Origin of the sequence: Primorskyibacter sp. S87 (genome assembly GCF_049801055.1) — a bacterium.
In the GTDB taxonomy this organism is placed as follows: Bacteria; Pseudomonadota; Alphaproteobacteria; order Rhodobacterales; family Rhodobacteraceae; genus JBNAGF01.
The window spans coordinates 84,734-98,179 of record NZ_JBNAGF010000003.1; the positions used below are offsets into that span (position 1 = coordinate 84,734).

The following is a 13,446-nucleotide window of genomic DNA, read 5'->3' on the forward strand; positions in this document are numbered from 1 at the left end:
CAGGGTTCAGCGCCCTATAACAAGGGCGAATTCAGGAAACGGCAAGCCACATGTCCGACAAAACCGACGCAACCACCCACTTTGGGTTCGAGACCGTCCGAGAGGACGAAAAGGCCGGGCGCGTTCAAGGCGTGTTCAACTCGGTCGCCTCAAAATACGATATCATGAACGACGTGATGAGCGTCGGCATTCACCGTGTCTGGAAGGATGCGATGATGGACTGGCTGGCGCCGCGACCGGGCCAGCGGCTGCTCGACGTTGCGGGGGGCACCGGCGATATCTCGTTTCGTTTCCTGAACCGGGCCGGTCATGGCCATGCAACTGTTCTGGACCTGACCGAACCGATGCTGGTCGAAGGCCGCAAGCGCGCCGAAGCCGCGCAGATGGCCGACAGCCTTGACTGGGTTGTCGGCGACGCAATGGCGCTGCCTTTCGACGACAACAGTTTCGACGTTTATACGATCTCTTTTGGCATCAGGAACGTCACCCGGCCGCAAGAAGCGTTGAACGAGGCGTTCCGCGTTCTGAAACCCGGCGGGCGGCTGATGGTGCTGGAGTTCAGCCAACTGCCCAATGACGGCCTCCAGAAACTCTATGACCTCTATAGCTTCAACGTCATTCCGCGAATGGGGAAACTCGTCGCTGGGGACTATGACAGCTATCAGTATCTGGTTGAGTCGATCCGCAAATTTCCCGATCAGGAAACCTTCTTGAACATGGTTCGCACGGCCGGGTTCGGTAATGCGAAATACCGCAACCTCTCTATGGGGATCGCTGCGCTGCATTCGGGCTGGAAAATCTGAATGAGAGGCCCGCACAACATTATCCGTCTTATCCGTACCGGAGCGACCTTAGAGCGGACCGGTGCCATGAATGTTGTTCTGGACGCGTTCGAGGCCCCTCCAGCATTGCGCTTTCTGGCGCATGCGCTGGGCAAGCCGTTTCAATGGCTTGGCTACAAGGGTGACCCTGACATGCCGCCCGCGACGCGCGCGCTGACCGCGCTGGGGCCTGCGTATATCAAGTTCGGGCAGGTGCTTTCGACACGGCCAGACGTCGTGGGGGACGACTTGGCGGTTCAGTTGCGTGTTCTGCAGGACAAGCTGCCTCCGTTCTCGCGAGATCTGGCCATGGCCGAAGTCGAGAAGGAACTTGGTCAGCCGGTGCCGGAAATGTTCTCGGAGTTCAGCGAGCCGATAGCTGCTGCTTCCATTGCACAGGTGCACAGGGCTCAACTGACGGGCAGCGGGCAGGAAGTCGCCGTCAAGGTTTTGCGTCCGGGGATCGAACGTGCCTTTCAAAAGGATGTGGACGCGTTCTATTTTGCCGCTGGTATCATCGAACGAATGGCGCCGGGTGCCCGGCGGCTTCGCCCGATGGAAGTCATCACCCATTTCGACGGCGTGGTGCGCGGTGAACTGGATTTGCGGCTTGAAAGCTCAGCTGCCTCAGAATTCGCAGACAACACCAAGGAAGATGAGGGCTTCAGCTTGCCTCCGGTGGTCTGGCCACTTTCCGCCCGTCGAGTGATGACACTTGGATGGGCAGACGGTGTGCCACTCGGCGACAATGCCGCGCTGGATGCGGCAGGGCACGACAGGCAAATCCTCAGCGAACGGGTTCTGCGGCTTTTCCTGCAGCATGCTCTGCGCGACGGATACTTCCACGCCGACATGCATCAGGGAAACCTCAAGGTGGCGCCCAATGGTGACATTGTTGCCTATGATTTTGGGATCATGGGGCATATCGACGAGTACACGCGTCGGGTTTATGCCGAGATCCTTTTTGGGTTTATCCGGCGTGACTACAAGCGTGTGGCCGAAGTCCATTTCGAAGCCGGATATGTTCCAGCGGATCGGGATGTTGACGAGTTCGCCCGCGCCTTGCGTGCGGTGGGTGAACCGATCTTCGGTATGGATGCCACCCATATCTCAATGGGGCGCTTGCTGAACTATCTGTTCGAAGTCACCGAGCGGTTCGGTATGGAAACCCGGACCGAGCTAATCCTGCTGCAACGGACGATGGTTGTTGTCGAGGGTGTGGCACGATCACTCAACCCGCATATCAATATCTGGGAAACCGCTCGGCCAGTCGTCGAAGGTTACATCAAGCAGTCCATCGGCCCTCGCGCGATACTGTCCGATCTGGGAAAGACCGCCTTGGTCATGGCCCGATTTGGTCCTCGTCTGCCTGATCTTGTGGAAAAGGCATTGATTGCTCAATCACAAACAAAGGATCCGGCACCGAAAAGCTGGACCGCCAACCTGCGCCCGGTTCTGATAGGTGCGCTGGGCGGGGCCGGGCTTGTGTTCATGTTGGATCAGCTGTTCTGAAAGCACGGCGCAGATGCAGTTCTGCGCCGACTCTCATGAACGTCAGAGCCGTTCTATTGCGATGGCGATACCCTGACCGCCACCGATGCACATCGTGATCAGTGCTTTGGATCCACCTGTTCGCTCCAGTTCGTAAAGCGCTTTGACAGTGATGATGGCGCCGGTTGCACCGACCGGATGGCCGAGGGCGATAGCGCCTCCGTTGGGGTTCACCTTTGCAGCATCCAATCCCAGTTCCTTGTTCACTGCCAGAGCCTGAGATGCGAACGCTTCGTTCGACTCGATCACATCGAAATCCGAGACTGACAAGCCGGTCTTTTTCATCAGGTTCTGCACGGCCGGAACCGGACCGATACCCATAACCTCTGGGCGCACGCCGGCATGTGCATAACCCAGAACGCGGGCTTTCGGTTTCAGGCCGGCCTTTTCTGCGGCATCGGCAGTGGACATCACAATTGCAGCTGCGCCGTCGTTGATCCCGGATGCGTTGCCAGCAGTGACGCGACCGTCCTTCTTGAACACCGGCCGCAGCCCGGCCAGAGCCTCTGTTGTGGTGGCTTTGGGGTGCTCATCCACCATGAAATCGACCATGTCGCGCTTTACCTTGACCTGTATCGGAGTGATCTGGCTTTCGAAGTATCCGGCCTCAATGGCCGCGGCGGCGCGGGTTTGGCTGGTCACGGCAAAGGTATCCATATCATCACGAGAAATCTGATGTTCGTCCGCAACGTTTTCCGCAGTCACACCCATATGCCCGGTTCCGAACGGACAGTTTAGAGCGCCCAACATCATGTCGAGCGATTTCACGTCACCCATTTTGGCGCCCCAGCGAGCCTGCTGCATGATAAAGGGGCTGCGCGACATGCTTTCGGCGCCACCGGCCAACGCAAACTCAGCATCGCCCAGCATCAGTGATTGCACCGCTGAAACGATCGCCTGAGCACCAGAGCCGCATAGTCGGTTCACATTCATTGCCGGGGTGCCATTGGGTATGCCGGCCTGCATCGCGGCCACCCGGCTGAGGTACATGTCGCGCGGCTCGGTGTTGATGACGTGACCAAAAACCACATGACCGATTTGCCCACCTTCGACCCCGGAGCGTTCCAACGCGGCCTCTGTTGCAACAGTGGCAAGGTCAATGGGGGCAGTCGAGGCAAGCGCCCCGCCAAACGTGCCAACAGCGGTACGGGCACCATCCAGAATTACGATGTCGGTCATTTCAGTTCTCCTCTCGGTTGGGCGCATTATGCATCTGCGGCATCTCGTGTCCTCCGGGACGTGTCGTCACGCCCGCGCAAATATCTTCGGGCTGCGATTGACAGGCTCTAGGGGAGGAGCGATGAATCCGTCATGACGGAGAACTCCGACGATATCCTGAACCGGCTGCCGGCACGTCTGAAGGAAGCGCGCCGTGCGCAGGGCCTGTCACTTGAGGCTGTGGCCAACCTATCTGGTGTTTCCCGTTCGATGGTCAGCCAGATCGAACGCGGCGAAAGCAGCCCAACGATTGCAACGCTCTGGAATCTGACTCGGGCTCTGCAGGTTGATTTTGCAGGGTTGCTGGACGACGGAAAGGGAACAGACCGGATCGAAGTTCTTCGCGAGGGCGAAGTGCCCAGCATCGAAAACATGGGGCAGGGGTGCAGAATCCGTATCCTGTCGCCGCCCGAAGAGGCCGGAGGTCATGAGGTTTACGATATCCGTTTTGACAGGGGCGGTAGCCTGAACAGCCAGCCACACAGCCGAGGTGCTCAGGAGCAGCTTACCGTTCTCGAAGGTACAGTAATGGTCGAATCCGGATCCGCTTCGGATACGCTGGAGGCAGGAGACACCGCCCGTTACGCTGCCGACATTCCGCATTCGATATCGGCGCCGAATGAGGCGGCCCGTGTCTTTCTGATCGTGAAAAACCCGGCATAATCCGTAATTGCGGAAATTTTTCCGTTAAACGGAAATTCCCCTATTTCGGAAAATCCTCCGTTATGATAGAAGGGCGACTCAAATAGGGGAGATCGCCATGTCCACCGGATTCCTGTCCCACGTCTCGCAAGTGCTTTCGCAGATCGACGCAGAGGGCCTGTACAAGCGGGAGCGCCTGATCACCTCGCCGCAAGGCGGTGAAATCACTGTTGGTGACAGGCAAGTCATCAATCTGTGTGCCAACAACTATCTCGGTCTTGCCGATCATCCTGATCTTATCACGGCCGCAAAAGGGGCAATGGAGCCGCGCGGTTTTGGCATGGCGTCGGTTCGATTTATCTGCGGCACTCAGGACATTCACCGAGAGCTAGAGCAGCGGATCGCACAGTTCCTTGGGATGGAAGACTCAATTCTGTTCGCGGCCTGTTTCGACGCCAATGGCGGCCTGTTCGAACCTCTTCTTGGTCCGGAGGATGCGATAATCTCGGATAGTTTGAACCATGCCTCGATCATTGATGGGGTCCGGTTGTGTAAGGCAAAGCGCTATCGCTATCTAAACAACGACATGAATGATCTTGAAGCGTGGCTCAAACAGGCCCGCGAAGACGGTGCCCGAAACATAATGATTGCGACGGATGGGGTGTTCTCAATGGACGGCTACCTCGCCGATCTGCCGAAGATACGCGAACTTGCCAACAAATATGACGCGGTCGTGATGGTGGATGACTGCCATGCCACCGGCTTTATGGGGTCACGCGGCGCAGGTACCCCGGATCACTTTGGCGTAGACGTGGACATACTGACCGGAACGCTGGGCAAGGCGCTGGGCGGGGCGATCGGTGGTTACATCGCCGGACCGCAGCCCGTCATTGACTTGCTACGGCAGAGAGCGCGACCCTACCTGTTTTCCAATTCACTTCCACCCGCCATCGTCGCAGCGGGGCTGGAGGCCATCCGGTTGGTCGAAAACGGGGACGAATTGCGGGCACAGTTGTTCAAGAACGCGGATTATTGGCGTTCCGGGCTTGAGCGGTTGGGGTTCAATCTGCTTGCGGGCGAACATCCGATCATTCCTGTCATGCTGGGCGAAGCAAGCCTGGCGCAGGACTTGGCGTCTCGGCTCTTTGAAGAAGGGGTCTATGTATCGGGCTTCTTCTTTCCGGTTGTGCCGCGCGGACAGGCGCGCATCAGGACCCAAATGAGCGCGGCGCTTACACGTGATGAACTAGACCGAGCGCTTGCAGCGTTTGGAATGGTTGGCAGAGAACTGGGGGTGATTTGATGGCGACCGGGTTGCGGGCGAACACGATGAAGGCGCTGGAGAAATCTAAACCCGAAGAGGGGCTGTGGCTGGTGCAGGCACCTGTTCCGGAGATCGGTCCGGATGAGGTTCTGATCCGGGTGAAAAAGACTGGCATATGTGGAACTGATATTCATATCTGGAACTGGGATGAATGGGCCGCGCATACCGTTCCTGTTCCGTTGATCACCGGCCATGAATTTGCCGGCGAGATTGTGGAACTCGGACGTGATGTGACAGGCTTGGAGATCGGCCAGCGGTGTTCGGGCGAAGGCCATCTGATCGGGACAGACAGCCGCCAGGCCCGAGCCGGGAAATTCCATCTCGATCCGGGCACTCGCGGCATCGGAGTGAATGAACAGGGGGCGTTCGCCGAGTATCTTCGACTGCCTGCTTTCAATGTCGTGCCGTTGCCAGACGACATCCCGGACGAGATAGGTGCCATACTTGATCCGTTGGGTAATGCTGTGCATACGGCGCTCAGTTTTGATCTGCTTGGCGAAGATGTGCTGATCACTGGTGCCGGTCCAATCGGCATTATGGCGGCGGCGGTCGCACGGCACGCTGGCGCGCGTCATGTCGTAATCACCGACATCAACCCCGACAGGCTGAAACTGGCAGAGCATGTCGTTCCAACCGCACGCACAGTCGACGTGAGCCGCGAAGAGTTGGGCGATGTGATATCGGAGCTCGGAATGACGCAGGGGTTCGACGTCGGGTTGGAAATGTCCGGTTCACAAGCCGCATTGGATCAGATGGTCGAGGCCATGGTCATGGGCGGAAAGATTGCCTTGCTGGGAATTCCTCCGGGCAAATCGCCGGTGGACTGGAGTCGGATCGTGTTCAAAGCGATCACACTCAAGGGGGTTTACGGCCGCGAAATGTTCGAAACCTGGTACAAGATGATTGCCATGTTGCAAAACGGACTGGATGTAAGCCGGGTGATCACGCACCGTTTCCCGGTTAACGATTTCCAAAAAGGGTTCGCGGCTATGCGCTCTGGCCTCAGCGGCAAGGTTGTGCTGGATTGGGCCAGCTAGGAACGCATTCCCGACCTCATCGCGGGCGGCTTTTCCGGTTTTGTTGCGAGGGATACGAGGGGGCAGGCCGTGGCGCTAAATTCAATAGTAGAAGCAATTGGCGGAACGCCTTCGGTCTGGTTGGACAGGCTCGTAGCCCATCACGGTGTGAAGGGGCGCATTCTGGCCAAGCTGGACTATCTGAATCCCGGTTTTTCCAAGAAGGACAGGGCGGCACTGGGAATTATCTCGGACGCCGAAGCTGACGGGTCGCTCAAACCGGGACAGGTGGTGGTTGAACTGACCTCCGGCAATATGGGAACCGGGTTGGCCATCGTATGTGGCGTGCGCGGCTATCCCTTTGTCGCGGTGATGAGCCGTGGCAACTCGCAGGAACGCGCCCGGATGATGTCGGCGTTGGGGGCGGAAGTGATTTTGGTGGATCAGGCGCCCGGTTCAGTGCCCGGACAGGTGTCAGGCGATGATCTCGCGTTGGTGGAGCAGGCGGCACAGGACATAACGCAAGCACGTGGAGCTTTTCGCGCAGACCAGTTTCATCACGAAGGGAACGCAAAGGCCCATTTCGTCACGACCGGCCCGGAGCTTTGGGCGGATTCGAACTTCAGCCTGACAGCCTTTGTCGATTTCGCCGGATCTGGCGGAACCTATGCAGGCACGGTCAGGGCGCTGAAGGACTTGAACCCGGATCTGCGTGGCTATTTGCTGGAGCCCGACGGTGCGGCTGCACTGGCCGGCGAAGAAATCTCGCAACCCGGTCATCCAATTCAGGGAGGCGGATATGCGATGCCCGGGCTGGATTTCTTGTCCGGTGTTCCCGTCGATGGTTTTTTGACGGTTACGGGTGATCGGGCAAAGACGACCGCGCGGGACTTGGCGCGCCGTGAAGGAATATTCGGAGGGTATTCCGCCGGCGCGAATGTCGCTGCGGCCTTGGAGCTGTTGGCCGGGCCCGAAGCTGGCGGAACAATTGGCGTCGTAATCTGCGACAGTGGGTTGAAATACCTGTCGACAGACCTCTGGAGCTGATCCTTCACAATTCGGAAGGCAGGGAGAACCGGCCCTGATCGCCGAGCAACCAACATTTTCCATCCTCGAACACAGCGGGGTGCAACGGGCGGCCATATCCGGCACCTCCATCCAGATCAATACGGTTGCCGAAGTGCCTTGGATGTTCCAGCGCGGTGTGGCCGTGAACAACGAGCCAGGGATGTGTGCCTGCGTGACGAAGGAATGGATCGCGGATCCAGATGAGATCATCTTCGGTTTGTTGGTCCAGCGACCGGCCCGGAAGGATGCCGGCATGCACGAATAGCAGCCCCGGTTCCCGGTGAAACAGATTGAGCTTTTCGAGAAACTTCAAGTGTGGGGCCGGAACCCGGTGTTCCGTTTGCTTGGCCATGTCGGAAGTTGAGATTTCGCCTTCGGTATCGATCCCGTAGGATTTTAAGGTTTCCAACCCGCCCAGACGCGGATGCAACCAGTTTAGACCAGAGCGAATCCTTGGGTCGTCATGGGCGCCCTGCGTCGCGAAGTTCCAGAACAAGTCGTCGTGGTTGCCCTTCAGGAATATCCAGTCCCGGCCATGTTCCTGACCTTCGATCAGACGCTGGATTACTCCACAACTGTCCGGCCCCCGGTCAACATAATCACCCAGAAAAATGATCCGTGCATCAGCGCCGCCGTCCTTCTCAACCAGATCAAGTGCCGCATCCAGCATGGCCAGTTGCCCATGAATGTCCGCGATTGCATATACAGTGTGCTTCACTGTGATCTCCGAAAGCTCTTGATCCTTTCTAGTCGAGCGGGACACGGCTGGAAAGGAGCGGTCCGCGGAAGAAGATTCCGCCCTAACAGAAAGCGGTCGGCGAACCGCCGACCGCAGAGCTGCAGTCCTACTTTCGAGCAGCTGACTTGTTCGGGCTTAAGCCACGTCGAATTCGAGCGGTTTGATCTGAGTGAACAGCCCGGTTTCAGCGAGCTTTGCGCGCGCTTCGGCCGGAACGGGTTCGTCCACGTAAAGCAAAGCGATGGCCTCGCCGCCAGCCTCGGACCGGCCAAGGGTAAAGTTGGCAATGTTTACGCCGTTCTGTCCCATCGTGTTGCCCAACGCGCCGATGATCCCCGGAACGTCTTCGTTGGTGGTGTAAAGCATATGACGACCGATTTCGGCGTCGATATTGATACCCTTGATCTGGATGAAGCGCGGCTTGCCGTCCGAGAATACCGTTCCACCGATCGAACGTTCGCGCGTGTCGGTGACAACAGTGACTTTGATATAGCCTTCGAACGCACCTGACTTGTCCTGATTTGTTGTCGAGATCTGGATGCCGCGTTCCTTGGCCACAACCGGGGCGGAGACAAGGTTAACCTCGGGATTGAAGCGCTTCATGATCCCGGCGACGACGGCGCAGTTGAGCGCGGCAAGGTTCATCTCGGCTGCGACGCCGTCATAGAGAATGTTGATGGCTTTCACGGGTTCGTCGGTCATCTGTCCAACGAAAGACCCCAGATGCCCCGCAAGCTGAATCCACGGGCCCATGACCTTGGCCTCTTCGGCGGTGACCGAGGGCATGTTCAGGGCGTTCTCGACCGCGCCGGTCAAGAGATAGTTCGACATCTGCTCGGCAACCTGAAGGGCGACGTTTTCCTGGGCCTCCGTGGTCGCCGCTCCAAGATGCGGGGTGCAAACCACGTTGGGCAGATTGAACAGAATGTTGTCTTTTGCGGGTTCGACCGAGAAAACATCGAACGCGGCGCCGGCGACATGGCCCGATTGCAGCAGCTCCGCCAGGGCTTCTTCGTCCACCAGACCGCCACGGGCGCAGTTGATGATGCGAACGCCTTTTTTGGTCTTTGCAAGGTTTTCACGGCTGAGGATGTTTCGCGTCTGATCGGTCAGAGGCACATGCAGCGTGATGAAGTCGGCGCGGGTCAGCAGCTCGTCCAACTCTACCTTTTCGACGCCAATCTTGTCAGCTTTTTCCTGCCCCAGATAGGGATCATAAGCGACCACTTTCATGTTCAGGCCGCGGGCGCGGTCACACACAATGCCACCGATGTTTCCCGCCCCGATCACACCGAGGGTCTTGTTCGTGAGTTCGGTGCCCATGAACTTGGACTTTTCCCACTTGCCGGCATGGGTCGAAGTGCTGGCTTCGGGGATCTGACGGGCGACGGCGAACATCATCGCAATGGCATGTTCGGCTGTCGTGATCATGTTTCCGAACGGCGTGTTCATAACGATCACGCCCTTTTTCGATGCCGCTTCCTTGTCGATGTTGTCAGTGCCTATACCGGCCCGGCCGATGACCTTGAGATTGTCGGCGCGTTCGAGAATCTTCTCGGTCACTTTGGAGGCCGAGCGGATCGCAAGCCCGTCGTATTGACCGATAACTTCGGCCAGTTTTTCTTTGTCCTTGCCCAGATCGGGCTGAAAATCCACGTCGATGCCGCGATCGCGAAAGATCTGTACGGCAGCTTCGGAGAGCTTGTCAGAGATGAGAACTTTGGGAGCCATTTGTCTGGTCCTTTGACGTTTATTTGATGAAAAGCCCCGGTCAGTTATCGGAGCGAATTGTAATGAGAAGGTTTGCCCCGGGTTCCGGTCCGGGCAGCGGGTCACCGTGAACCGGTGACCGCCCGGGGCAAACTCAAACGGTCTCGGATTGGGCGGCGATTTCCGCTTCGAAAGCCCAGTCGAGCCATTGCAGCATTGCCCCAATGTCCGAGGTTGCGACCGTGCCACCGCACCAGATCCTCAGGCCAGCGGGAGCATCGCGATAGGCGCCGATGTCGAACGCAACGCCCTCGGTTTCCATACGTTTCGCAACGGATTTGGCAAAACCAGCACCGTCCTGAATGCGATCATCCGTAAATTTTAGGCAAACCGAAGTGTTGGACAACGTGGCCGGATCCTGCGCAAGAAAGTCGATCCAATCCCGCATTTCTACGAAATCCGCCACGGCCTTGGTGTTGGCGTCGGCGCGTTGGATCAACCCCTGAAGGCCGCCCACAGACCGTGCCCAGTCCAGCGCCAGCAAGTAATCCTCGACCGCAAGCATCGAGGGTGTGTTTATTGTTGCTCCGGTAAAGATGCCTTCGATCAGTTTGCCGCCCTTTGTCAGGCGGAAGATCTTTGGGAGCGGCCATGCAGGTGTATAGCTCTCGAGCCGCTCTACAGCACGGGGGCTCAGGATCAGCATGCCGTGGGCGGCTTCTCCGCCCAGAACCTTCTGCCAAGAGAAGGTGGTGACATCGAGCTTGTCCCAAGGCAGATCCATTGCGAAGGCCGCCGAAGTGGCATCGCATATTGTCAGCCCGTCGCGGTTATCTGCAATCCAATCGCCGTTTGGAACCCGAACGCCCGAGGTCGTGCCGTTCCAGGTGAAAACCACGTCATTGTCAAAGTTGACGCTGCCCAGATCCACGATTTCACCGTAGTCGGCAGTCTTGACCACCGCGTCCAGCTTCAATTGTTTGGTCACGTCCGTGATCCATCCGGATCCGAAACTTTCCCAAGCCAGCATCTCGACGCCCCGGGCGCCCAGCATCGACCAGAGAGTCATTTCAACCGCGCCGGTATCTGACGCAGGAACGATGCCGATCTTGTAGTCGGCAGGAACGCCAAGAATTTCGCGGGTACCTTCAATCGCGGCCTTCAGCTTGTCTTTGCCGATTGCGGCACGGTGCGATCGCCCAAGCGCGGCACCTGCAAGTTTGGCCAGATCGAATGCGGGGGGTTTGGCGCAGGGGCCAGAGGAAAAACGCGGATTATCCGGCCGCGTTGCCGGTTTAGATAGTGTCATCGGTGTTACCCTTCCAGATATACGCCCCTCGTTGGGGAGGGGTGTCCCGCTGTCAGAGCTAGGCTGCTGCAGCGCGGCACGCAAGCCACAAAGATGTGGTTTCTGTCGCTTTTGCACTCGCAAGCGGCGCAAGATGACTACGATCGGAAACATGCGTTCGCGCACGGAGCGGCCATTTTTTTGGCAAAAAGTGAAATTGGATCGCGGAATTTTATAACATAAATAGTAGCTTAGGTGTTTTTCCATGTGAGCCAAATGCCCGGATATCTGTTCCGGCCTAGTAGCCTCGGCCAATCAGCCACCTGTATTCTGGAACTGGTGAATTTTCTGCACCTGCGCTAAGGGCAGGGTGGAATCCAAGGAGACACTTCATGTTTGTTGCCACTTTGTTGACCAACCCTGTCGCAGGTTCGTTGGCTCCGGCGCTTGTCGAATCGCTGCGCAACGCGTGGGGCGGGGACGATGTCGTGTGGCTCTGCCCGGATGAGGCTGCCGAGTTTTCCCTGCCAGAGGTGCCGGGCAACCAGTGGAACGTGTGGGCAGATGTCCAGAACATGGGTGTGGATCTGGTGGTGCAGCCGTCCGGAGCACGCAGAAAGAAGATGCTGCTGGCCGACATGGACAGCACCATGATTCAGCAGGAATGTATAGACGAACTGGCCGATATGGCCGGGGTTGGTGACCGGGTTAAGGAAATTACCGCAAGGGCCATGAATGGTGAACTTGATTTCGAAGGAGCGCTGACCGAGCGGGTCGGGTTGCTGAGGGATCTCGACGAAGATGTGATTTCCCAGGTTCTGTCCGAACGGATCACTCTGATGCCCGGCGGTAAAGAACTGGTATCAACCATGAGGGCCAATGGCGGTTATGCGGCTTTGGTGTCCGGAGGGTTCACCGCCTTTACCGCGCATGTTGCTGCCGAACTGGGTTTCGACGAAAACCGCGCCAACACCCTGCTCGTCGAAAACGGCAGGCTGACCGGTGACGTGCAGCGGCCTATCTTGGGGCGGCAGGCCAAAGTGGAAGCTCTGGAACAGATCACATCCCGGTTGGGAATCTCTGAAAGCGACGCCATCGCCGTTGGCGACGGCGCGAATGATCTTGGTATGCTGGGGCGAGCGGGAACTGGTGTTGCCTTGCATGCCAAACCCTCGGTTGCGGCCGAATGCGATGTGCGTATCAACCACGGGGATCTGACCGCACTCCTTTACCTCCAAGGGTATGCCCGGTCGGATTTCGCTGCCTGAGATCTGATTTTAAGTCCGTCTTCCCATAATTTAACTCGTGTGTTAAATTGAGGGATGACCGAGCTACAAAAATCCTTTTCAGCCCTATCCGATCCCACCCGTTTCGGGATTGTCGAGCAGCTCATGCGCGAAGGCGAGCTGCCGGCGGGAGTTCTGATCGAAGGGCGCGGAATGTCCGGAGCGGCCATTTCGCGGCATCTCAAGATTTTACGCGAGGCCGGTCTGGTCTCCCAGCGTTCACTTGGAACTCAACGCCTTTACTCCGTGCGCGGCGAAGGTTTGAAGGCGATTGCAGACTGGACAATCTCCAAGCGCGAGTTTTGGGAAACCAGCCTGGATCGATTGGGCGCAATTCTCGATAAGGAGGTGACATGGCCGACCTGAAGATCGTGCGGGAATACCCCGTCGCGCCCAAAGTACTATTTGCCTGGATCAGTGAGGGCGCGCGACTGTTGCGATGGTGGGGGCCAGAGGGCGTGCACGTGCCCGAACATAACCTCGATTTCTCTCGCATTGGACCTTGGTATTCCGTGATGGAAAATAAGGACGGGCAGCAATTCATGGTGTCTGGTCACGTGACCCATGTGAGGCCAGATGTATCAGTGGGGTTCACCTGGGCATGGCATGACGAAAACGGCACCCGAGGGGCGGAAAGTCACGTAACTCTGGCCGTCGAAGCCACGGAAACTGGCGCCCGGCTGGTTCTGGATCACCGCGACCTTGCCGATGACGACGTCAGTGCCAATCACGAGGCTGGCTGGACCTCATCGTTTAACAAACTGGCAACAGTTTTGACGTGAA

13 protein-coding genes are annotated in these 13,446 nt (G+C 57.8%); 9 read left to right on the forward strand and 4 right to left on the reverse strand.

Annotation, left to right across the window (positions count from 1 at the left end; all coding sequences use genetic code 11):
• Window positions 1–50 precede the first annotated feature (50 nt).
• Both ubiE and ubiB read left to right on the forward strand, forming a co-directional pair.
• Window positions 51–803, forward strand: a complete 753-nt coding sequence (gene ubiE / locus ACP15U_RS06580; RefSeq protein ID WP_425044351.1) for a bifunctional demethylmenaquinone methyltransferase/2-methoxy-6-polyprenyl-1,4-benzoquinol methylase UbiE — start codon at window positions 51–53, stop codon at window positions 801–803.
• Entirely contained in the window at window positions 804–2,333 is a 1,530-nt protein-coding gene (gene ubiB / locus ACP15U_RS06585; protein WP_425044352.1) for a 2-polyprenylphenol 6-hydroxylase, read from the forward strand.
• 42 nt (window positions 2,334–2,375) lie between these two features.
• On the opposite strand, the gene ACP15U_RS06590 is transcribed toward ubiB, so the two are convergent.
• Entirely contained in the window at window positions 2,376–3,551 is a 1,176-nt protein-coding gene (locus ACP15U_RS06590) for an acetyl-CoA C-acyltransferase family protein (protein ID WP_425044353.1), read from the reverse strand.
• A gap of 132 nt (window positions 3,552–3,683) precedes the next feature.
• Here ACP15U_RS06590 and ACP15U_RS06595 point away from each other — a divergent pair, with 132 nt between their 5' ends.
• From ACP15U_RS06595 to ACP15U_RS06610, 4 genes are all read left to right on the forward strand, one after another.
• A complete protein-coding gene (locus ACP15U_RS06595) occupies window positions 3,684–4,253 on the forward strand; it encodes a helix-turn-helix domain-containing protein (protein WP_425044354.1) in 570 nt (189 codons plus the stop codon).
• 97 nt (window positions 4,254–4,350) lie between these two features.
• Complete coding sequence (locus tag ACP15U_RS06600; RefSeq protein WP_425044355.1) at window positions 4,351–5,535, forward strand: glycine C-acetyltransferase; 1,185 nt, start codon at window positions 4,351–4,353, stop codon at window positions 5,533–5,535.
• A gap of 26 nt (window positions 5,536–5,561) precedes the next feature.
• Window positions 5,562–6,593, forward strand: a complete 1,032-nt coding sequence (gene tdh / locus ACP15U_RS06605) for an L-threonine 3-dehydrogenase (protein ID WP_425044664.1) — start codon at window positions 5,562–5,564, stop codon at window positions 6,591–6,593.
• A gap of 69 nt (window positions 6,594–6,662) precedes the next feature.
• Window positions 6,663–7,619, forward strand: a complete 957-nt coding sequence (locus ACP15U_RS06610) for a PLP-dependent cysteine synthase family protein (protein WP_425044356.1) — start codon at window positions 6,663–6,665, stop codon at window positions 7,617–7,619.
• A gap of 4 nt (window positions 7,620–7,623) precedes the next feature.
• On the opposite strand, the gene ACP15U_RS06615 is transcribed toward ACP15U_RS06610, so the two are convergent.
• From ACP15U_RS06615 to ACP15U_RS06625, 3 genes are all read right to left on the reverse strand, one after another.
• Window positions 7,624–8,358, reverse strand: a complete 735-nt coding sequence (locus tag ACP15U_RS06615) for a metallophosphoesterase (protein WP_425044357.1) — start codon at window positions 8,356–8,358, stop codon at window positions 7,624–7,626.
• A 156-nt stretch (window positions 8,359–8,514) separates the two neighbouring features.
• Entirely contained in the window at window positions 8,515–10,110 is a 1,596-nt protein-coding gene (gene serA / locus ACP15U_RS06620) for a phosphoglycerate dehydrogenase (RefSeq protein ID WP_425044358.1), read from the reverse strand.
• Window positions 10,111–10,243: 133 nt separating this feature from the next.
• Window positions 10,244–11,398, reverse strand: a complete 1,155-nt coding sequence (locus ACP15U_RS06625; RefSeq protein ID WP_425044359.1) for a phosphoserine transaminase — start codon at window positions 11,396–11,398, stop codon at window positions 10,244–10,246.
• A 371-nt stretch (window positions 11,399–11,769) separates the two neighbouring features.
• Here ACP15U_RS06625 and serB point away from each other — a divergent pair, with 371 nt between their 5' ends.
• Genes serB through ACP15U_RS06640 form a run of 3 tightly spaced genes read left to right on the forward strand, consistent with a single transcriptional unit; the run spans window position 11,770 to window position 13,445 of the window.
• Complete coding sequence (gene serB / locus ACP15U_RS06630) at window positions 11,770–12,645, forward strand: phosphoserine phosphatase SerB (RefSeq protein ID WP_425044360.1); 876 nt, start codon at window positions 11,770–11,772, stop codon at window positions 12,643–12,645.
• Between the two features lie 54 nt (window positions 12,646–12,699).
• Window positions 12,700–13,029 carry an ArsR/SmtB family transcription factor gene (locus ACP15U_RS06635; RefSeq protein WP_425044361.1) on the forward strand — a complete coding sequence of 110 codons (330 nt, stop codon included), beginning with the start codon at window positions 12,700–12,702 and terminating at the stop codon, window positions 13,027–13,029.
• The gene (locus ACP15U_RS06640; RefSeq protein ID WP_425044362.1) at window positions 13,017–13,445 is read left to right on the forward strand and encodes an SRPBCC family protein; all 429 of its coding nucleotides are present in this window, start codon (window positions 13,017–13,019) and stop codon (window positions 13,443–13,445) included. Before ACP15U_RS06635 ends, ACP15U_RS06640 begins: the two co-directional genes overlap by 13 nt.
• The last annotated feature ends 1 nt before the right edge of the window (window position 13,446 follow it).